This is a genomic window from Roseovarius sp. M141 (assembly GCF_024355225.1).
In the GTDB taxonomy this organism is placed as follows: domain Bacteria; phylum Pseudomonadota; class Alphaproteobacteria; order Rhodobacterales; family Rhodobacteraceae; genus Roseovarius.
The window spans coordinates 1,424,004-1,443,204 of record NZ_VCNH01000008.1; the positions used below are offsets into that span (position 1 = coordinate 1,424,004).

The 19,201-nt window shown below is 62.0% G+C and carries 18 protein-coding genes and 1 pseudogene; 10 read left to right on the forward strand and 9 right to left on the reverse strand.

Annotated features, from left to right (window positions below; translation table 11 throughout):
* Positions 1 to 2 precede the first annotated feature (2 nt).
* Positions 3 to 239: an Lrp/AsnC ligand binding domain-containing protein gene (locus tag FGD77_RS10980; protein ID WP_255009514.1), complete on the reverse strand. Its 237-nt coding sequence runs from the start codon at positions 237 to 239 to the stop codon at positions 3 to 5.
* A 30-nt stretch (positions 240 to 269) separates the two neighbouring features.
* Positions 270 to 695 carry a tellurite resistance TerB family protein gene (locus FGD77_RS10985; protein ID WP_255009516.1) on the reverse strand — a complete coding sequence of 142 codons (426 nt, stop codon included), beginning with the start codon at positions 693 to 695 and terminating at the stop codon, positions 270 to 272.
* Positions 696 to 818: 123 nt separating this feature from the next.
* On the opposite strand from FGD77_RS10985, the gene FGD77_RS10990 reads away from it, so the two are divergent.
* Together FGD77_RS10990 and FGD77_RS10995 are read left to right on the forward strand one after the other, a co-directional pair.
* On the forward strand, positions 819 to 2,393 hold the full coding sequence (locus FGD77_RS10990) for a lysine--tRNA ligase (RefSeq protein ID WP_255009518.1): 1,575 nt from the start codon (positions 819 to 821) through the stop codon (positions 2,391 to 2,393).
* A gap of 50 nt (positions 2,394 to 2,443) precedes the next feature.
* A complete protein-coding gene (locus FGD77_RS10995; protein ID WP_255009521.1) occupies positions 2,444 to 2,854 on the forward strand; it encodes a cytochrome c in 411 nt (136 codons plus the stop codon).
* Between the two features lie 20 nt (positions 2,855 to 2,874).
* On the opposite strand, the pseudogene FGD77_RS11000 reads toward FGD77_RS10995, so the two are convergent.
* The 7 genes and pseudogenes from FGD77_RS11000 to tldD form a co-directional block, all read right to left on the reverse strand.
* Positions 2,875 to 3,096 (reverse strand): annotated as a pseudogene (locus FGD77_RS11000) (CpaF family protein); the annotation flags it as partial.
* 154 nt (positions 3,097 to 3,250) lie between these two features.
* Positions 3,251 to 3,874, reverse strand: coding sequence for a 3-oxoacid CoA-transferase subunit B (locus FGD77_RS11005; RefSeq protein WP_255009523.1), 624 nt, complete (start codon positions 3,872 to 3,874; stop codon positions 3,251 to 3,253).
* A complete protein-coding gene (locus FGD77_RS11010) occupies positions 3,874 to 4,578 on the reverse strand; it encodes a CoA transferase subunit A (RefSeq protein ID WP_255009526.1) in 705 nt (234 codons plus the stop codon). Before FGD77_RS11010 ends, FGD77_RS11005 begins: the two co-directional genes overlap by 1 nt.
* A gap of 121 nt (positions 4,579 to 4,699) precedes the next feature.
* Positions 4,700 to 5,266, reverse strand: coding sequence for a L,D-transpeptidase (locus FGD77_RS11015; RefSeq protein WP_255009528.1), 567 nt, complete (start codon positions 5,264 to 5,266; stop codon positions 4,700 to 4,702).
* A 128-nt stretch (positions 5,267 to 5,394) separates the two neighbouring features.
* The gene (topA, locus tag FGD77_RS11020) at positions 5,395 to 8,151 is read right to left on the reverse strand and encodes a type I DNA topoisomerase (protein ID WP_255009530.1); all 2,757 of its coding nucleotides are present in this window, start codon (positions 8,149 to 8,151) and stop codon (positions 5,395 to 5,397) included.
* Between the two features lie 112 nt (positions 8,152 to 8,263).
* Positions 8,264 to 9,412, reverse strand: coding sequence for a DNA-processing protein DprA (gene dprA, locus FGD77_RS11025; RefSeq protein ID WP_255009532.1), 1,149 nt, complete (start codon positions 9,410 to 9,412; stop codon positions 8,264 to 8,266).
* Between the two features lie 346 nt (positions 9,413 to 9,758).
* Positions 9,759 to 11,180 (reverse strand): metalloprotease TldD, encoded by a 1,422-nt coding sequence (gene tldD, locus FGD77_RS11030; RefSeq protein ID WP_255009534.1) that lies wholly within the window; start codon positions 11,178 to 11,180, stop codon positions 9,759 to 9,761.
* A 246-nt stretch (positions 11,181 to 11,426) separates the two neighbouring features.
* Here tldD and coxB point away from each other — a divergent pair, with 246 nt between their 5' ends.
* The 8 genes from coxB (at position 11,427) to FGD77_RS11070 (ending at position 19,173) form a co-directional block, all read left to right on the forward strand.
* Positions 11,427 to 12,302, forward strand: a complete 876-nt coding sequence (gene coxB, locus FGD77_RS11035) for a cytochrome c oxidase subunit II (RefSeq protein ID WP_255009536.1) — start codon at positions 11,427 to 11,429, stop codon at positions 12,300 to 12,302.
* Between the two features lie 153 nt (positions 12,303 to 12,455).
* On the forward strand, positions 12,456 to 13,427 hold the full coding sequence (cyoE, locus tag FGD77_RS11040; protein ID WP_255009539.1) for a heme o synthase: 972 nt from the start codon (positions 12,456 to 12,458) through the stop codon (positions 13,425 to 13,427).
* Between the two features lie 162 nt (positions 13,428 to 13,589).
* The gene (locus FGD77_RS11045; protein WP_255009542.1) at positions 13,590 to 14,174 is read left to right on the forward strand and encodes a cytochrome c oxidase assembly protein; all 585 of its coding nucleotides are present in this window, start codon (positions 13,590 to 13,592) and stop codon (positions 14,172 to 14,174) included.
* 136 nt (positions 14,175 to 14,310) lie between these two features.
* A complete protein-coding gene (locus FGD77_RS11050; protein WP_255009544.1) occupies positions 14,311 to 15,123 on the forward strand; it encodes a cytochrome c oxidase subunit 3 in 813 nt (270 codons plus the stop codon).
* Between the two features lie 105 nt (positions 15,124 to 15,228).
* The gene (locus FGD77_RS11055) at positions 15,229 to 15,927 is read left to right on the forward strand and encodes an SURF1 family protein (protein ID WP_255009546.1); all 699 of its coding nucleotides are present in this window, start codon (positions 15,229 to 15,231) and stop codon (positions 15,925 to 15,927) included.
* Positions 15,924 to 17,312 carry a threonine synthase gene (gene thrC, locus FGD77_RS11060; protein ID WP_255009547.1) on the forward strand — a complete coding sequence of 463 codons (1,389 nt, stop codon included), beginning with the start codon at positions 15,924 to 15,926 and terminating at the stop codon, positions 17,310 to 17,312. The genes FGD77_RS11055 and thrC overlap by 4 nt, the downstream gene beginning before the upstream one ends.
* Positions 17,309 to 18,571 (forward strand): pitrilysin family protein, encoded by a 1,263-nt coding sequence (locus FGD77_RS11065; RefSeq protein ID WP_255009548.1) that lies wholly within the window; start codon positions 17,309 to 17,311, stop codon positions 18,569 to 18,571. Before thrC ends, FGD77_RS11065 begins: the two co-directional genes overlap by 4 nt.
* Entirely contained in the window at positions 18,571 to 19,173 is a 603-nt protein-coding gene (locus FGD77_RS11070) for a GNAT family N-acetyltransferase (RefSeq protein WP_255009549.1), read from the forward strand. Before FGD77_RS11065 ends, FGD77_RS11070 begins: the two co-directional genes overlap by 1 nt.
* The last annotated feature ends 28 nt before the right edge of the window (positions 19,174 to 19,201 follow it).

Sequence of the window (19,201 nt, forward strand, 5' to 3'; positions counted from 1 at the left end):
GCCTAGAACGCCTTGAAGGTGAGGGTGGTTTCAGTGCGCTCGATATTCGGGATATTCAGCAGGTTCTCGTTGATGAATATGCCCACGTCCTCGGCGTCGGGGATGTAGAGTTTCAGCAGCAGATCGAACGGGCCAGAGGTCGAGTACAGCTCGGAATGGACCTCGCGCAGGGTGATTTCTTCAGCCACCTTGTAGGAGGTGCCGGGCTTGCAGCGGATGTTTACGAAAACGCAGTGCATTGGGGGTATCCTTTTGGTTTTGGCGGCCTGTCACAGGCTCATGTGGCGGGCACGCGCGCCGCGCTCGATCGCGGCGGCATGAAGGCGGTCGAGGTTCAGCTCGTAGCGGATTTCCTCCAGCAAGCGCAGTTCGCTGTCGGCCAGCGTGCCATCGGCGGCGGCCACGTCGCAGGCCAGCGCGTAGGCGGTTTCGAACAGGCGTTCGGGCAGGTTGTCGCGGATCAGGCCAAACAGGGCGTCCAGCCCATCCTCGTCCGAGAACAGATCGAACACCGTCTGCGCCACGATATGGACGCGATCCTCGTCATAATCGCCAAAGATCGGCAGGTTGTTCACGGCGCTTTCGATCTTGATCAGTTCGGCGGTGCGAATCTGTTCATCCGAGGCGGAAACCGCGATCATGACGGCCACCAGGCAGTCCTGCGCGCTCAGCGGGTGCGTCACGGTCTCGTTCATTGGGATAATCCTTTGCAATGCGGGGTCTTCGGGCGCAGATTATTGACCTTCGCCCCCCTCGGCAATAGGAAGCGGCGATGCCATCCGCGTATCCGCGCGGGGGCCTGATACCTGGAGAATCTCATGTCCGATTTGCGCGACGCTGCAATGACCTCGAAAGCCTGGCCGTTCGAAGAAGCGCGCCGGCTGCTGAAACGGTATGAGAAGAAGGCCCCCGAGAAGGGTTACGTGCTGTTCGAGACGGGCTATGGCCCCTCTGGTTTGCCGCATATCGGCACCTTCGGCGAAGTGCTGCGCACTACGATGATCCGCCGTGCGTTCGAATTGATCAGTGATATTCCCACGCGCCTGATTTGTTTTTCCGACGATCTGGACGGCATGCGCAAGGTGCCCGGCAACGTGCCGGACAGCGAGGCGCTGGCCGAGCATCTGCAAAAGCCGCTGACCTCCGTGCCCGATCCGTTCGGCACGCATGACAGCTTTGGCGCGCATAACAACGCGATGTTGCGGCGGTTTCTGGATACGTTCGGGTTCGAATACGAATTCATTTCAGCGACTGAATTCTACCGCTCCGGCCAGTTTGACGAGGTGCTGCTGCGCGCTGCCGAACGCTATGACGACGTGATGAAGGTCATGCTGAAATCCCTGCGGGACGAGCGCCGCCAGACCTATTCGATCTTCCTGCCGATCCACCCCGAAACGGGGCGCGTTCTGTACGTGCCGATCAAACATGTCGATGCCGCCAATGGCACGATCACGTTCGACACCGAAGACGGGCAGGAAATGACGCTGCCGGTCACGGGGGGCAACGTGAAATTGCAGTGGAAGCCCGATTTCGGCGCCCGCTGGGCCGCGCTGGACGTCGATTTCGAAATGTATGGCAAGGATCACAGCACCAACACGCCGATCTATGACAGAATTTGCGAAATCCTGGGCGGCAAGAAGCCCGAGCATTTTACGTATGAGCTGTTTCTGGACGAGAATGGTCAGAAAATCTCGAAAACTTCGGGCAATGGCATCAGCATCGACGAATGGCTGACCTATGCCTCGACGGAGTCGCTGAGCTATTTCATGTATGCCAAGCCGAAAACGGCCAAGCGGATGCATTTCGACGTGATCCCCAAGGCGGTGGATGAATATCATCAGCAATTGCGCGCCCATGCGGGGCAGGATGCGGCGGCGCGGGTCAATAACCCGGTGTTTCATATCCACCCGGACGGCGTGCCGGAAAGCCGCATGGTCGTGCCGTTCTCGATGTTGCTCAACCTCGCCTCGGTCGCCGGGGCCGAGCGTAAGGACCAGTTGTGGGGGTTCATTCAGCGCTACGCGCCCGATGCTAGCGCCGAGGCGAATCCCGACATGGATCAGGCCGTGGGCCATGCGTTGCGCTACTACGCCGATTTCGTGAAACCGGCCAAGGTATACCGCGCCCCGACTGATCTGGAGCGTGAGGCGCTTATGGAACTGCGCGACCAGTTGGCAGCCTATGACGGCCGGCGCGATGACGAGGCGCTGCAATCTGTGGTGTATGGCGTGGGGCGCGACCGTTTCGATCCGCTGCGCGACTGGTTCAAAGCCCTCTACGAGGTGCTTCTGGGCGCGTCGCAAGGGCCGCGCTTCGGCGGGTTTATCGCGCTTTACGGGGTGGATGAAACTGTGCAGTTGATCGATGACGCATTGGCTGGCAAGTTCATCTGATCAAAGGCGGCGCAGACCGTCAGTGACCATCTGAGGCAAAGGAGACGGCAATGAAATACGCAGTGATGGCGGTCGGGCTGGGCGGGCTTGGCGTTCTGGCGGCCTGCATGCAGACCAGTTCCATGCCCGAGGCCGATGAGGGCCGCAGGCTATATGTCGAGAATTGCGTGCAATGTCATGGCCCTTCGGGCAAGGGCGATGGGCCGCTGGCCAAGCGCCTGTCGCCCAAGCCGACAGACCTGACGCAGCTGTCCAGCCAGGGCAAATTCCCGCGCGCGCGGGTGCTCTCGACCATCGACGGCTATCACCGGGCGCAGATCCCCGGCGAGCAGATGCCGGAATTTGGCGCATTGCTGGAGGGTGATACCGTTCCGGTTCAGACCGGCGATGGTGTGATGACTCCGACACCGCGCCCTCTGGCCGCGCTCTTGGCCTATCTGGAATCGATTCAGGACGTCTGAGTCGACTACGCCCGTTGCGCATCAATTGACGAGGTCAGCGCGTTCAGCGTTGTCGTTTCACCCGAACGGGAGCCGCCCGAGACGATGACGTCCAACCGGCAGGCCACGGTGGCTTGCAGATAAGCTGCTATTTCTTCGATGAAGGCGCCATATTTAGCCAGATCGTCGATACCCCGATTGTCTTTTTTGAACTTTTGGATCGAATCCAGACTGCCGTCGACCACGACGGTCTGCACCATCGCGATAATCGGGTCGGGTGTGGCGCCAGCGTTTGCTCGCGTTGGAACCGGGCGGGCGTGGTCGTGCGGTCAGCGAATAGGGCGCGCGGAAAATCGAGGGCGGCGCCGCATGGCACCGCCCGTATTTTCTTGTGGTCTTGTACAAGCCGTTTCGCGTTTAGACGATGGTCGCCCCGGTTGCGGCGCGCATTTCATCCTCGGTGACGCCATCGGCGGTCTCGACAATCTTCAGGCCGCCTTCGACCACGTCCAGAACGCCCAGGTTCGTGATGATGCGATTCACGACACCTGTGCCGGTCAGCGGCAGGGTGCACTTCTTCAGCAATTTGCTGTCGCCATGCTTGCTGGTGTGGTCCATCACGACGATAACCTTGCCGACGCCGGCGACCAGATCCATCGCGCCGCCCATACCCTTGACCAGCTTGCCGGGAATCATCCAGTTCGCCAGATCGCCATTTTCCGCGACCTCCATCGCGCCAAGGATCGCCGCCGCGATCTTGCCCCCGCGAATCATGCCGAAGCTGGTCGCGCTGTCGAAATAGGACGTGCGGTTGAGTTCGGTAATCGTCTGCTTGCCTGCGTTGATCAGGTCGGGGTCTTCGTCGCCCTCGTAGGGAAAGGCGCCCATGCCCAGCATGCCGTTTTCGGATTGCAGGGTGATCTCCTTGTCGCCGACATAGTTGGCCACCAGCGTCGGGATGCCGATGCCAAGGTTGACATACATGCCGTCTTCCAGCTCTTGCGCGGCGCGTTCGGCCATTTGGTTACGGTCCCAGGGCATTACACGTCCTCCCTTTTGCGCGTGGTGCGCTGTTCGATCCGTTTCTCATGATCGCCTTGGATCAGGCGGTGCACATAGATGCCGGGCAGGTGGATGTTGTCGGGGTCCAGCGATCCGCGTGGCACGATTTCCTCGACCTCGGCAACGCAGATCTTGCCGCACATCGCGGCAGGCGGGTTGAAGTTGCGCGCGGTCTTGCGGAAAATCAGGTTGCCGGTGTCGTCGGCCTTCCACGCCTTGACGATCGCCAGATCCGCGACGATGCCACGTTCAAGGATATAGGTCTCGCCGTCGAAATCCTTGTGTTCCTTGCCTTCGGCCACCTGCGTGCCGACGCCGGTTTTAGTGTAAAAGCCGGGAATGCCCGCGCCGCCGGCACGCATCCGTTCGGCCAGGGTGCCTTGGGGGTTGAATTCGATCTCAAGCTCGCCCGCCAGATATTGGCGCATGAATTCGGCATTTTCGCCCACATAGGAGCTGAGCATTTTCTTCACCTGCCGCGTTTGCAGCAGGATGCCGATGCCAAAATCGTCGACACCCGCATTGTTGCTGGCGAAGGTCAGATCCTTCGTTCCTGCGTCCTTGATGGCCTGTAGCAGCAGCTCTGGGATGCCGCACAGACCAAAGCCGCCGGCGGCGATGGTCATGCCGTCGAACAGCACCCCATCCAGCGCAGCGGCGGCGTCAGGATATACTTTCTTCATTGAAAAACCCCTAATATGGCACGGTTGCAACGGTTGTGGGGCAGGGGGGCCGCAAAAGTCAATGCCGCCGCCGCCGCAACCGGCCTGTTTAGGGGTTACTACCTATCGCGGCGGAGGGGCGTCAAATGATGCGGACTTGCGTGCCGATCGGGGTCACCGCGAACAGCTCTTCGATCTTGGCGTTGTACAGGCCGATGCAGCCAGACGACGATTTGCGCCCGATCTTGCGGGTGTCATGCGTGCCGTGGATCAGATAGGCGGGCCATGTCAGATACATTGCATGCGTACCCAAAGGGTTGCCGGGACCGGGCGGCATGTAATCGGGCAGATCTGGGTTAGCTGCTTTCATGTTCGATGTCGGCGTCCAATCGGGCCCGACCTTCTTGCGCACGATCTTGGTATAGCCGGTGCGTGTCAGATCGTCGGTCATGGGCACGGATGTGGGGTAGACGCGGTAATCGGTCGCGTCCGAATTCCAGTAGTGCAAGGCGCGCGACGTCGTATCGCAAACGATTGCGCCCGATCCCAGCGTATCGAAGTGATCCTGCCAGTTCTGGGTGACGAAGCTGGAGACGTTACGACGTGCTCCGTCGGCTTGGGCACGCAGGATGCCGGGCGTGGCCAGTGTGACGAATGCGGCAGCGCCCCCGGCCAATGCGGCGCGGCGGTTGAATTTGGTATCGGTCATGGCGCGAATCCTCTCATTCTGGCGGGCGCAACGTTACACCCTTATAGTGAAAATGATGATCGCGCGAGATGGGTTCCAATAACAAAACCGTGTAGCGCCCCGGAGCGACGCCTGTAGAGTGGCCCGCGTCATTCTTCGTCGGCCTTTTTCTTGGTTGCGGGCTTCTTGGTCGCCGTCTTTTTCGCAGTTGTTTTTTCAGCGGCAGCCTTCTTTGGCGCCGCTTTTTTGACGGATGGTTTTTTGGCTGTGGTTTTTTTTGCGGGGGCCTTTTTTGCGGGGGCCTTTTTCTTGGCGCCGCCTTTGCCCGCTTTCGCGGCTTTTTCGGCGATCAGATCCACTGCCATGGCGACGGTTACATCCTCCGGTTCGGTCCCTTTGGGCAAGGTTGCGTTAACCTTCTCCCACTTGACGTAGGGGCCATAGCGCCCTTCCATCACGTTGATTGCACCGCCGCTTTCGGGATGCTCTCCCAACTCTTTCAATGGCTTGGCCGCCGCCCGGCCCGCGCCCCGGCTGGCCAGTTTTTGCGCCAGAACCTCGACCGCGCGGTTCATGCCGATGGTGAAGACCTCGTCCACTTCCTTGAGGTTGGCGTAAAGTTTGCCGTGCTTGACGAACGGCCCGTACCGCCCGATCCCGGCCTCGATCAACTCACCATCATCGGGATGCGCGCCTACTTCGCGCGGCAGGCTGAGCAGAGTCAGCGCCTTTTCCAGATCCATCGCGTCGGGCGTCCAGCCCTTTGGCAGGGACGCGCGCGGCGGCTTCTTGTTCTCTTCTGTCGCTTCACCGCGCTGGACATATGGGCCAAAGCGGCCCGAGCGCAGGCTGATCTCATCCCCCTGATCCTCGCCCAGCACGCGGTCGCCGGATTCGGCGGCATCCGCGCCGATAGGACGCGTATAGCGGCATTCCGGATAGCGTCCGCAGCCGACGAAACCGCCAGATTTAGACGTCTTGAGATGCAGCTTGCCCTCACCGCAGAGCGGGCAGACGCGTGGATCACTCCCGTCCTCGCGCGGCGGATAGAGTGTGGGCGCAAGCGCGTCGTCCAGCACATCCAACACCTCGGAAATGCGCAGTTCGGTCGTCTCGGCGATGGCAGCAGAGAAATCGCGCCAGAATCGGGTCAGGATATCCTTCCAGTCGGCCTCGCCTGCGCTGACATGATCCAGCTCTTCCTCAAGATTGGCGGTGAACTCGTACCCGACATACTGCTTGAAGAAGTTGAGCAGGAAGATCGTGACGATCCGCCCCTTGTCCTCGGGGATCAGGCGGTTGCCGTCCTTGCGGACATATTCGCGGTCCTGAATCGTGGTCACGATGCTGGCATAGGTCGAGGGGCGTCCGATGCCCAACTCCTCCATGCGCTTGACCAGGGTTGCCTCGGTATAGCGCGGCGGTGGCTGGGTGTGCGATTGCAGACCCAGAACAGCGGCATTTTCAGACAGGATGGCAGCGTCATGACGGGCCATGCCCGGCGCGCTGTCTTCGATGATGCTGTCGGATTTGTCGGCCTTGGCGAACTGCGCCTTCAGCCCGGATTTACCAAACGCAGCCTTGTCGCCCTCGGCAATCTGCGGCAGGCGGGCATCATCGCCTTCGTCCGCCACATCGTCGCGGCCTTCCTCGTAAACGCGCAGGAACCCGTCGAACAGCACGACCTGACCAGTCGCGCGCAGCCCGATCTGGCCGTCATCGCTGCCGATCTCGACCGTGGTGCGCTCCAGCCGGGCGCCCTCCATCTGGCAGGCGAGCGTCCGCTTCCAAATCAGATCATAGAGCCGGGCCTGATCGCGGTCAGTGATCTTTAGCGCCGCCGCGTCGCGGGTCATTTCCGTAGGGCGGATACATTCATGCGCTTCCTGCGCGTTCTTCGCCTTGTTCTTGTAGATACGCGGCGAGGGCGGCACGTATTCCTTGCCGTACCGGTCGGCAATCGCGTCGCGGGCGGCAGTCACGGCCTCGGGGGCCATGTCGATGCCGTCGGTTCGCATATAAGTGATATGCCCGGCCTCATACAGGCGCTGCGCCGCGCTCATCGTCTGGCGTGCGCCCATGCCGAATTTGCGGCTGGCCTCCTGCTGAAGGGTGGAGGTCATGAACGGGGCCGACGGGTTTCGGCTGGCCGGTTTCGCCTCGACCGAGGTCACGCTCAGCGCTCGGCTGGAGACCGCCTGAACGGCCATTTCCGCCTGCGTGGCGTTCGCCAGATCGAACTTGTCCAGCTTTTTGCCCGCCAAGGTCGTCAGGCGTGCCTCGTATTCCTGACCGCGAGGCGTGGCCAGCAGCGCCTTGACGGACCAGTATTCGCGGGCGTTGAACGCCTCGATCTCCATCTCGCGCTCGACGATCAGGCGCAGGCAGACGGATTGCACGCGCCCGGCCGATTTCGCGCCGGGCAGCTTGCGCCAGAGGACCGGGCTGAGGTTGAAACCCACCAGATAATCCAGCGCGCGGCGGGCCAGATAAGCCTCGACCAGCGGCGCGTCGACTTGACGGGGATTGGCCATCGCCTCGGTCACGGCGGCCTTGGTGATTGCGTTGAAGACGACGCGGCTGACCGGCGTGTCCTTCTTGATGGCCTTGCGCTTTCGCAGCGCCTCTTCCAGATGCCAGCTGATCGCCTCGCCCTCGCGGTCGGGGTCGGTCGCGAGGATCAGGGCGTTGTCGTTTGCCAGCGCATCGGCGATTGCCTTGACGTGTTTGCGGCTGTCGGTGCCGATCTCCCACTTCATGTCAAATCCGTTATCGGGATCGACCGAGCCATCCTTGGGCGGCAGGTCGCGCACGTGACCGTAGGATGCCAGCACCGTGTAATCCGGGCCGAGATACTTGTTGATTGTCTTGGCCTTGGCCGGGGATTCGACGACGACGACGGGCATGAAATTCCTCTCCACTCGGGGCGGCTCTTATGGCGGCGCACCATGTGGGGGCGCAAGAGGGATTGTCAATGCGGCGCCGTGGACACCCTCTTTTGCCGTGCGGCAGGTCTGATCAGTCCGCCAGGGACAGCATCCCGCCCGCCTGCCTGCGAATGCGCCCGTCCAGTTCCAGATCAATCAGCGCGGGGGCGACGGTGCGGGCAGGTGTGCCCAGATCGCGGATCAGCTGATCCTCGGCCAGAGGCGAAGGGCCGAGACGGCTGAGGATGCGTGCGTGCAGATCGGAGGCGTCACGCAGGCTGTGACATTCGGGCGGATCGGGGGTGATGGGTTCGGGCAATAGTGGCAAGTCGGGCTGAGCTGTCTGGGTCGCCGGCAAGGCCTCGATCACGTCGGCGGCGCTGCGGATCAGCCGCGCGCCGTCACGGATCAGCATGTTACATCCGGCAGCGCGCGCATCGAAGGGGTGGCCGGGCACAGCCAGCACTTCGCGCCCCTGATCCAGAGCGTTGCGCGCCGTGATCAGCGACCCCGACTTCGCCGCCGCCTCGACCACGACAACGGCGCCGGCCAGGCCGCTGATGATCCGGTTGCGGCGTGGGAAATGACGCGCCTGCGGTTGGGTACCCATCGGCATCTCGGACAGGCGCACGCCGCAGCGCAGGATCTCGCCCGCCAGTTTCGCGTTCTCAGCGGGATAGAGGACATCGACGCCGCCGGCCATCACCGCGATCGTTCCGCCATCTACTGTTGCAGCATGTGCAGCCGTGTCGACGCCGCGGGCAAGGCCGGACACGATGACATATCCAGCCTTCGACAATTCGCCTGCCAGCGCCCGCGCCATGCGTGTGCCCAGCGAGGATGCATTGCGCGCGCCAACCATGGCGATCTTGGGCCGGGCCAACGCCCCGATATCACCCATGGCCCACAGGATAGGGGGTGGATCGGGAATGTCGCGTAGCGCGACGGGATAAAGTGGATCGGTCACGCAGAGCATCTGCGCCCGGGCCGTGCGCGCGGCCCGCATTTCAGCCAGAACGACGCCTTCGGGGCAGACGGCGTAGTCATCGATACCTGCGGCCTTGGCTACTTCGGGCAGGGCGGTCAGCGCGGCCTGCGCCGTGCCATGTTCGGCCAGCAGACGGTAAAAGGTCGCGACGCCAACGCGCCGCGAACGCAAAAGACGAAGCCATGATACCCGATCATCTTCCGTGGTGGGTGGGAGTGGGGGGTGAGTGGAAGGATGTGTTTCCTCAGGCATCATGGCTCCGTCGTCTTGCAGAATCAGATGTAGCGCATGTCTGGTTAACAGGCGGTAAACCTTACTCAGATCCGCAAAATGTCCGACCTCTCAGGATGCGGTGCCAACCAGTATGTGCGGCCCGTGATCTGGCCGCCCATTGCGAAAATGTCGCCGACCAGATCGAATTGGGCGCCAAATTCCGGGGCAACCGGGACCGCTTAGTCGCTTCGGCCGGGCGACGTCGGGATCGGCTGGGCTGACACCGAGATATAGCAGATACAGACCGCTGCCATTTGCGCGCCCGGTGTTTTTTTCTTGGTTCAAATACCCGAATCCCTGACCCTCGGGCAGCGCTTACGCCCGATCAGCCTGCCGAGCCGCCCACCGTCAGCCCGCCGATCATCACCGTCGGCTGGCCCACACCGACCGGCACCCACTGGCCCGCCTTGCCGCAATTGCCCATGCCGGGATCGAGCGCCATGTCATTGCCGAGGGCGCGTATCTGCTGAAGCGCGGTCGCGCCGTCGCCGATCAGCGTGGCGCCCTTGACCGGGGCGCCGACCTCGCCGTTTTGCACGCGGTACGCCTCGGTGCAGGAAAACACGAACTTGCCGTTGGTGATATCGACCTGACCGCCGCCGAATCCGACGGCGTAGATGCCGTCCTTGAGGTCCGCGACGATATCGCCCGGCGCGGCGTCACCGCCCAGCATGTAGGTGTTGGTCATGCGCGGCATCGGCACGTGGGCGTGGCTTTCGCGGCGGCCATTGCCTGTCGCTTCGACGCCCATCAGGCGGGCGTTCTGGCGGTCCTGCATGAGGCCGACCAGAATTCCGTCCTCGATCAAGACGTTGCGGCGCGATGGCGTGCCTTCGTCGTCGATGGTGATGCTGCCGCGCCGGTCCGCGAGTGTGCCATCGTCCAGCACCGTCACACCCTTCGCGGCGATTCTCTGCCCCATCAGCCCTGCGAAGGCCGACGCGCCCTTGCGGTTGAAATCGCCCTCCAGCCCGTGACCGATCGCTTCGTGCAGCAGGATGCCGGGCCAGCCGGGGCCGAGCACAACATCCATCACGCCCGCCGGGGCAGGGACGGCGCCGAGGTTGACGACAGCGACGCGGAGCGCCTCGCGCGCTTTGCTCTGCCAGTCCGAAGGATCAATGAGCCCGTCGAGCCCCACGCGCCCGCCGCCGCCGGCGGTGCCCTGTTCGCGGCGGCCCTCCTCTTCGACAATGACAGACACGTTGACGCGCGTCATCGGCCGCACGTCGCGCAGGTGGGTGCCGTCGGGGCGCAGGATCTCGACCTCCTGGAGCGAGGCAGAGATCACCGCAGACACCTGCACCACGCGCGGATCCAGATCGCGGGCAAAGGCGTCAATCTGGCGCAGCGTCTCGATCTTGACCGGAAAACTGGCGCCCGCGATAGGGTCTTCATCGGTATAAAGCCGCCGGTTGGTCGCCTGCGGAGTCGGCGCCATGGTGCCGCCGCCATCCCCGACGGCCAGTCGCGCGGTATCCACGGCACGCGTCAGTGCCGCCTCTGATATGTCAGAGCTGTGGGCATAGCCCACCGCCTCGCCGCGCACGGCGCGCAGGCCAAACCCTTCGCCCGCGTCATAGCTGGCCGTCTTGATGCGCCCGTCGTCGAACACCAGCGCCTCGCTGCGGGTGCGCTCCAGAAACAGCTCGCCGTCATCGGCGCCGCCGGTCGCATGGCGCAGCTGGGTCAATGCGGCATCCTTGTCCAGATTATCCTCGAACGGGCGAAAGGGGGCGTCGGGCATGCGGAATCCTGCTTCTGGGATTTGGGGCGACACCGGGGTGCGCCGGTCACTTTTTTGCCGGAGTGGCACTATGCCGCCCCGGTTTTTGATCTAAATCAGGGCAAAGATGACATTGTCACAACCGTCATTCTTGTCTGTAGGCTAAGAATATGGTTTTAACGGCCACAGATACAACGGGGGAGTCTGCCTAAAGGGAGGCGAGCACCCTGACGACGATATATCCGCTTCAACCGATCAGGGTGCCTTATGCGATACAAATCCAAACTGCTGGCGGCGATGACCGCGCTTACCGCCGTGCCCGCGATGGCGCAGGACAATCTTGAAATCGTTGGCACGCCGACTCCGGGCGGCTTGGGTTTTCAGCCTGCGGCCACAGAACTGGCCAGCGATCTGTTCTGGCTGGACGGTATGGTGCTGGTGATCATCACGGCCATCACTCTTTTCGTGACGGTCCTGCTGATCTACGCCATGCTCCGCTTTAACCGGAAGGCGAACCCGACACCGGCGAAATTTACCCACAATTCACCCGTCGAAGTGGCGTGGACGATCGTGCCTATCGTGATTCTGGTCTTTATCGGCGCGTTTTCACTGCCGGTGCTGTTCAAGCAACAGGAAATTCCCGAAGGCGACATCAACATCAAGGTAACCGGATACCAGTGGTACTGGGGATACGAGTACACAGATGAGGATTTCGGCTTTGAATCCTTCATGATTGGCGAAGGCAAGGTTCTGAATGACGAAGTCATCGCCGAGCTGGAAGAGGCGGGGTATAGCCGCGAAGAATTCAAGCTGGCGACCGACACCGCCGTCGTCGTGCCGATCGGCAAGACCGTCGTCATGCAAGTAACCGGCGCGGACGTGATCCACAGCTGGACCATTCCCGCCTTCGGCGTGAAGCAGGACGCGGTGCCCGGCCGTCTGGCGCAGCTATGGTTCAAAGCCGAGCGTGAAGGCGTCTATTTCGGCCAGTGCAGCGAGCTGTGCGGCAAGGATCACGCCTATATGCCGATCACGGTCAAGGTCGTCAGCCAAGAGGCGTATGACATCTGGCTTCAGGAGGCCAAGGACGAATATGCCGGGCTGGAAGCGCCGCAAAGCTACAAGGTGGCTGCCGCGCAATAAGTTTGCCGCAACCGAGGCACGCCCCTTTGCACATGTTGGAGGTGCGCCATTGCGGCGGGGGACAGGTGATGAACCGTCCCAAACCGGCATTCGGTTTGAGGCGATCCAGATCGACCAGCTGACAAGGGCATGCGCCCGCAAGCGGAGTGAGACATGAGCGATGCAAGCCTGAACGCCAGCACGGCCCAGACCCCGGACGCCCGGCCACAGGATGCCGGTTTTGGCGATTTCTTTGCGCTGCTCAAACCACGGGTGATGTCACTGGTCGTCTTTACCGCGCTGGTCGGCCTGCTGGCGGCACCGGTTTCGGTGCACCCCATCGTCGGCTTTGCCGCGATCCTGTTCATCGCCATCGGTGGCGGCGCGTCAGGTGCGCTGAACATGTGGTGGGATGCCGATATCGACCGCATCATGAAGCGCACCAAAGGCCGCCCCATCCCCGCCGGTCGCATTACCGAGGGCGAGGCCTTTGGATTTGGCATCGCGTTGTCTGGGATTTCTGTCATCATGCTGGGCCTCGCGACGAATTTCGTCGCGGCGGGGCTGCTGGCCTTCACCATCTTTTTCTACGTGGTGGTCTACTCCATGTGGCTCAAGCGGTGGACACCGCAAAACATCGTCATCGGTGGCGCCGCGGGCGCGTTCCCTCCGATGATCGGCTGGGCGGCGGCGACGGGCGGCGTATCGATCGAATCGGTGTTGATGTTCACGCTGATCTTTATGTGGACGCCACCGCATTTCTGGGCGTTGGCCCTGTTTATGAAGTCCGACTATGACGAGGCCGGCGTGCCAATGCTGACCTCAACCCACGGGCGCCGCGTCACGCGCAATCACATTCTGGCCTACACCATCCTTCTGGTGCCGGTGTCATTCGCGCTGGGCTTCACCTCGATTGGCGGGCCTGCCTACATCGTTGCCGCCGTCCTGCTGAACGCACTTTTCCTGCGCGGAGCCTGGACGATCTGGCGCCGCGATGAGGCCACCGCCGAGGCCGATGGCTATGCCACCGAGAAAAAAGTGTTCAAACACTCGCTTTACTATCTGTTCGGGCTTTTCGTTGCGATTCTGGTCGACGCCACGCTGCGCGGCATGGACATCGCGCCCTTCGCCTCGTGGGGGCTGTGATGTCCTTTCGCAAACAGCACGAAATCCACGCCCGCCGTTTCAGCCGCAATCTTGGGTTGGGTCTGGTGTTGGCTGCATTTGTCGCATTGGTTTTCGGCCTCACCTTGGCAAAGGTGAGCCAGGATGGGTTTACGGTCCCAGACACGATAAAGGGGGCGGGATATGGCCAGGACTGACGCGACACGGCGCACGGCCCTGACGCTTGTTGGCGTCGTGGTGATCATGGGCGCGCTGGCCTGGGCGTCGGTGCCGTTCTATAACTGGTTTTGCCGTGTTACAGGCTTTGGCGGTATCACCGGCGTGGCCGAGGCCGGGTCGGACGTCATTCTGGACCAGACGATCAAGGTGCGTTTCGACGGCAGCCTCTCGCGCGACATGCCGTGGGAGTTCAAGCCCGAAGTGCGCGAGATGGAGCTGCGCATCGGCGAAACCGGGCTGGCCTTCTTCGAGGCGTACAACCCCACCGATCGCCCCATTGCCGGGCAGGCCGCGTATAACGTCACGCCGTATGAAGCGGGCGGTTTTTTCGAAAAGATCGAGTGCTTTTGCTTTACCGAACAAGTGCTGCAACCGGGCGAGCGGATGGATATGCCCGTGACGTTCTTTGTCGATCCTGCCATCGTAAACGACCGCGATGCGAAATACACCAAGGTCATCACATTATCCTATACATTCTACGAGATCGATCTGCCCGAAAGGCAGGCGACACTTGCGCAAGACGTCGAAACCGGTAGAAACGTAAACTGACGCGTTCGAGGGTGTTCCAAAGCCAGGGCCACCCCCGGACGCAGCGAAACAAAAGAGCGTTGCACAGCATTCCGCGTTTAGCCGTTCGTAAGGTTCTGCGCGATATGTTCGAGGCCCGTCCACGAGGGAACACTAGATGGCACACGAAAAGAACCACGATTATCACATCCTATCCCCGTCTCTTTGGCCCTTCTTGGGAGCGGTCGCAGGGTTTGTAATGCTGTTTGGCGCGGTCCTGTGGATGTCACCGCAGGTCGAAAACAACCAGCCCTGGGTGTTCCTGCTGGGATTGACGGGCGTTCTCTACACCATGTTTGGCTGGTGGTCGGAAACCGTGGCCGAGAATCATGCAGGGGATCATACTCCGGTGGTGCGGATCGGGCTGCGCTACGGCTACATCATGTTCATCATGTCCGAGGTCATGTTCTTTGCCGCGTGGTTCTGGAGCTTTTTCAAGAATGCGATGTATCCGATGGGGCCACAATCCCCGGCCATCGACGGCGTCTGGCCGCCCGTGGGTATCGAGACGTTCGATCCGTGGCACCTGCCGCTGATCAATACGTTGATCCTGCTATGCTCGGGCGCCGCCGCGACATGGGCGCACCACGCGCTGGTGCATGAAAACAACCGCGAAGATATGAAGAAGGGTTTGGCGATCGCTGTTGTCCTCGGCGTTCTGTTTACCGCCTTCCAACTTTACGAATACAGCCACGCAGCCTTTGGGTTCTCTGGCAATATTTACGGCGCGAATTTCTTCATGGCGACCGGGTTTCACGGCTTCCACGTGTTTATCGGCACAATCTTCCTGTTCATCTGCCTGCTGCGCACGATGCGTGGCCACTTCACCCCCGATAACCATATCGGGTTTGAGGCGGCAGCGTGGTACTGGCATTTCGTCGATGTGGTCTGGCTGTTCCTGTTCGCCTCCATTTACATCTGGGGTAGATGAAGATTTTTCGCGAAAAATCTTGCCGCTTCGCGGAGGATATTTTCAGCAAGAAGAAAATGCGGGAGGGGGAGCCTTCCGCATTTTTGCTTGGAAGGATGAGGGTTGATGCGGCGGGTTGCGGTCCCATTGCTGTTTGGTCTGCTGGGGGCGGCGGTCTTGGTATCGCTGGGCGTCTGGCAGATGCAGCGCCTCGCCTGGAAACAGGCGATTCTGGCCGATATCGAGCTGCGAATCGCAGGCACATCGAATGCCCTGCCTGTCCGGATCGACCCTGAGCGTGACAAATACGCCCCCGTTGCCGTCGTCGGCAATCTGGCCGCGCCCGAGCTGCACGTCCTTGTCGGCGCCAAGGATCTGGGTGCCGGATACCGTCTGATCCAGCCGGTTGAGATCGGCACGCGGCGAATCATGGTCGATCGGGGCTTTATCCCCCTGAACGCCAAGGACAGGCCGCGCAGCCTGGGCCCGGTGCGCCTGATCGGCAATCTGCATTGGCCGCAGGAAGTGGACGGCTACACCCCATCGCCCGACGTGGAAAAAGGCATCTGGTTTGCCCGCGACGTGCCTGCCATGGCCGCCGCATTGGGAACCGAGCCGGTGCTGCTGGTCGTCCGTCGGCAGGAGGGCGGCGCGCCTGCGGGCATCACGCCCTTACCGGTCGGTAGCGCGGGTATTTCCAACGATCATCTGCAATACGCGATCACCTGGTTCTCGCTGGCCTTTATCTGGCTGGTGATGACAGGGTATCTGCTATGGCGCATGCGGCGTCCCGGCAGGGAAAATGATGTGAGGTCTGAGACATGAAATATATCTCCACCCGGGGACAAGCCCCGATCCTGAGCTTTGAAGAGGCGATGCTGACCGGCCTTGCCCGCGATGGCGGTCTTTACCTGCCAGAGAGTATTCCGCAGATGGCACCGGCCGAGATCGCGGCGCTGGCGGGCCTCAGCTATGAGGAGGTCGCGTTTCGCGTGATGCGCCCTTATATCGGCGACACGTTCACCGATGCTGAATTTCAGGACATCATCGCGCGCGCGTATGCCGGGTTCGCCCATGCCGCGCGCGCGCCCTTGGTGCAGCTGGCGCCGGGGCATCACTTGCTGGAGCTGTTCCACGGCCCGACGCTCGCGTTCAAGGATTTCGCGATGCAGCTGATCGGCCAGCTGTTCGAGGCGTCACTCAAGCGCAGCGGCAGCCGTGTCTGTATCGTGGGCGCGACCAGCGGCGACACGGGCTCGGCGGCGATTGACGCATTTCGCGGGCTTGAGATGGTGGATGTGTTCATCCTCTACCCCAATGGGCGCGTGTCCGAAGTGCAGCGTCGTCAGATGAGCACACCGGGCGAGGATAACGTGCATGCGCTGGCGATGACCGGCCATTTCGACGATTGTCAGGCCCGCGTTAAGGATATGTTCAACGATTTCGCGTTTCGTGATGAGGTCGGCCTTGCCGGGGTCAACAGCATCAACTGGGCGCGCGTGCTGGCGCAGGTCGTCTATTACTTCACTTCTGCGGTTAGCTTGGGCGCGCCGCACCGCAAGGTCAGCTTTACCGTGCCGACGGGCAATTTCGGTGACATTTTCGCGGGCTATATTGCCAAGCGTATGGGCCTTCCCATTGATCGGCTGGTGGTGGCGACCAATCAGAACGACATTCTGCATCGCTGCCTGAGCGGTGGCGATTACACACCTGATGGCGTTATTCCGTCGATCAGCCCATCGATGGACATTCAGGTGTCGTCCAATTTCGAGCGCGCCCTGTTCGAGGCATATGGCCGCGACGCCCCCGCCACCGCGCAGCTGATGGACGAGCTGAAGGCGGGCGGGTTCACCGTCAGCCAGGGCGCGCTTGAGGCGCTGCGCGAGACGTTCGATTCGGGCCGCTGCGACGAGGATCAGACCCGCGCCGCGATCCGCCGGACGTGGGACGAAACGGGCGAATTGCTGTGCCCGCATGGTGCCATTGGCGTGCATGTCGCCGAACGGCATCTGACACCGGACGTTCCGATGATCACGCTCGCCACGGCGCATCCCGCCAAATTCCCGGCAGCGGTCGAAGAGGCCAGCGGTCAGCACCCCCCCTTGCCCCCGCATATGACAGACCTGTATGAGCGGGACGAACGGATTACCGAGGTCGAGAATGACCTTGGGGCCATCGAGACCCTCATCAAAGACAGGATCGCGCGTTGACGGTAAACCTGACCACACTTTCCAACGGCTTTCGCATCGTGACCGAGGCAATGCCGGGCCTGCAATCTGCTGCCATCGGCGTCTGGGTGCTGGCCGGTGCGCGCAACGAGCAGACCGAGCAGAACGGCATCGCGCATTTCCTTGAGCATATGGCCTTCAAGGGCACAGAGCGCCGCAGCGCCTTGCAGATCGCCGAGGCGATCGAGGATGTAGGCGGCTACATCAACGCCTATACCAGCCGCGAAGTCACCGCATATTACGCCCGTGTGTTGAAAGATGACGTGCCGTTGGCGCTGGATGTGGTGGGCGACATCCTGCGCAACTCGACCTTCGATCCCAAGGAGGTTGAGGTCGAGCGCGGCGTGATCCTGCAAGAGATCGGGCAGGCGCTGGATACGCCGGACGATATTATTTTCGATTGGTTGCAAGAGCAGGCCTATCCCGATCATCCGCTGGGCCGCGCCATTCTGGGTCAGCAGGAGGGGGTCGGGCGGTTTGGCCGTGCGGATCTGACCGGCTTTGTCGACCAGCACTATCGCCCTGGCCAGATGGTGCTGTCGGCGGCGGGCGCCGTCGATCACGACGCGCTGGTCAAGGCGGCCGAGGCGATGTTCGGCGACATGGCGCCGGGCGCTGCACCGGTCGCGCCACTGGCCCGGTTCCAGGGCGGCGAAAGCCGCAAGGTCAAGACGCTGGAGCAGGCGCATATGGCGCTGGCCTTCGAATCGCCGGCCTATGGCGATGCGGACATTCACACCGCGCAGATCTATGCCACGGCCTTGGGTGGCAGCATGTCGTCACGCCTGTTTCAGGAAATTCGCGAAAAGCGGGGGCTGTGCTACACGATCTACGCGCAGGCCGGGGCCTATGCCGATACCGGAATGATGACGATCTATGCCGGCACGTCCGAGGGCAGCATGGCGGGCCTTGCCGAGATCACCATTGACGAGATGAAGCGCGCCGCCGACGACATGCGCCCCGACGAGGTGGAGCGCGCCCGCGCCCAGATGAAGGCCGGCCTGCTGATGGGGTTGGAGAGCCCCAGCAACCGGGCCGAGCGTCTGGCGCGGATGATCCAGATCTGGGGCCGTGTACCCGGTCTGGAGGAGGTGGTCGAGAAAATCGACGCGGTCACGCTGGCCGATGTGCGGACCCTCGCCGAAAAGACCGCTCAGGATGCGCCGGCTGCACTGGCGCTTTATGGGCCGGTTCAGGATGCACCGACGCTGGAGGCCCTCCAGACACGGCGCGCGGCCTGATGTTCCTGCCGCGCCGCAAGGTCCGTATCGAAACCGAACGGCTGACCCTGCGCCAGCCTGCCATGCCCGATTTTCGCGACTGGGCGCATCTGCGCCGTACCAGCACAGAGTTTCTGACCCCGTGGGAGCCCAGCTGGGCCACCGACCACCTGTCGCGCAAGGGGTTTACCAACCGCGTCTATTGGGCGCAGCGCAGCATCAATGGTGGCACGGCGCTGCCGCTGTTCCTGATCCGGCGCGAGGATGACCGCCTGCTGGGCGCGATCACGCTGGACAATGTGCGGCGCGGGCCCAGCCAGTCTGGTACGTTGGGCTATTGGATCGGCGAAAACCACGCGCGGCAGGGTTACATGCGCGAGGCGATTCAGGCCGTCGCGCATTACGCGTTCGACCGGATGGATATCAGCCGGATCGAGGCCGCGTGCCTGCCGTCCAACGTCGCATCGCGCGGTCTGTTGGAAAAATGCGGGTTCAAATACGAGGGCGTCGCGCAAAGCTATCTGCAAATCGACGGGCGCTGGCGCACGCATGTTCTATATGCCGCTCTGCGCCATGACAGGCGCGGGCGCAGTGATGCGGGCCTGTCTGAAACAGGTCTGTAGGCTGCGAAAATTTTGCGAATTTCCAGAC

Bases quoted from the DNA above. Each gene is read 5' to 3' on its own strand.
- FGD77_RS10980 (WP_255009514.1), bottom strand. From the start codon at position 239: ATGCACTGCGTTTTCGTAAACATCCGCTGCAAGCCCGGCACCTCCTAC.
- FGD77_RS10985 (WP_255009516.1), bottom strand. From the start codon at position 695: ATGAACGAGACCGTGACGCACCCGCTGAGCGCGCAGGACTGCCTGGTG.
- FGD77_RS10990 (WP_255009518.1), top strand. From the start codon at position 819: ATGTCCGATTTGCGCGACGCTGCAATGACCTCGAAAGCCTGGCCGTTC.
- FGD77_RS10995 (WP_255009521.1), top strand. From the start codon at position 2,444: ATGAAATACGCAGTGATGGCGGTCGGGCTGGGCGGGCTTGGCGTTCTG.
- FGD77_RS11005 (WP_255009523.1), bottom strand. From the start codon at position 3,874: ATGCCCTGGGACCGTAACCAAATGGCCGAACGCGCCGCGCAAGAGCTG.
- FGD77_RS11010 (WP_255009526.1), bottom strand. From the start codon at position 4,578: ATGAAGAAAGTATATCCTGACGCCGCCGCTGCGCTGGATGGGGTGCTG.
- FGD77_RS11015 (WP_255009528.1), bottom strand. From the start codon at position 5,266: ATGACCGATACCAAATTCAACCGCCGCGCCGCATTGGCCGGGGGCGCT.
- topA (WP_255009530.1), bottom strand. From the start codon at position 8,151: ATGCCCGTCGTCGTCGTCGAATCCCCGGCCAAGGCCAAGACAATCAAC.
- dprA (WP_255009532.1), bottom strand. From the start codon at position 9,412: ATGCCTGAGGAAACACATCCTTCCACTCACCCCCCACTCCCACCCACC.
- tldD (WP_255009534.1), bottom strand. From the start codon at position 11,180: ATGCCCGACGCCCCCTTTCGCCCGTTCGAGGATAATCTGGACAAGGAT.
- coxB (WP_255009536.1), top strand. From the start codon at position 11,427: ATGCGATACAAATCCAAACTGCTGGCGGCGATGACCGCGCTTACCGCC.
- cyoE (WP_255009539.1), top strand. From the start codon at position 12,456: ATGAGCGATGCAAGCCTGAACGCCAGCACGGCCCAGACCCCGGACGCC.
- FGD77_RS11045 (WP_255009542.1), top strand. From the start codon at position 13,590: ATGGCCAGGACTGACGCGACACGGCGCACGGCCCTGACGCTTGTTGGC.
- FGD77_RS11050 (WP_255009544.1), top strand. From the start codon at position 14,311: ATGGCACACGAAAAGAACCACGATTATCACATCCTATCCCCGTCTCTT.
- FGD77_RS11055 (WP_255009546.1), top strand. From the start codon at position 15,229: ATGCGGCGGGTTGCGGTCCCATTGCTGTTTGGTCTGCTGGGGGCGGCG.
- thrC (WP_255009547.1), top strand. From the start codon at position 15,924: ATGAAATATATCTCCACCCGGGGACAAGCCCCGATCCTGAGCTTTGAA.
- FGD77_RS11070 (WP_255009549.1), top strand. From the start codon at position 18,571: ATGTTCCTGCCGCGCCGCAAGGTCCGTATCGAAACCGAACGGCTGACC.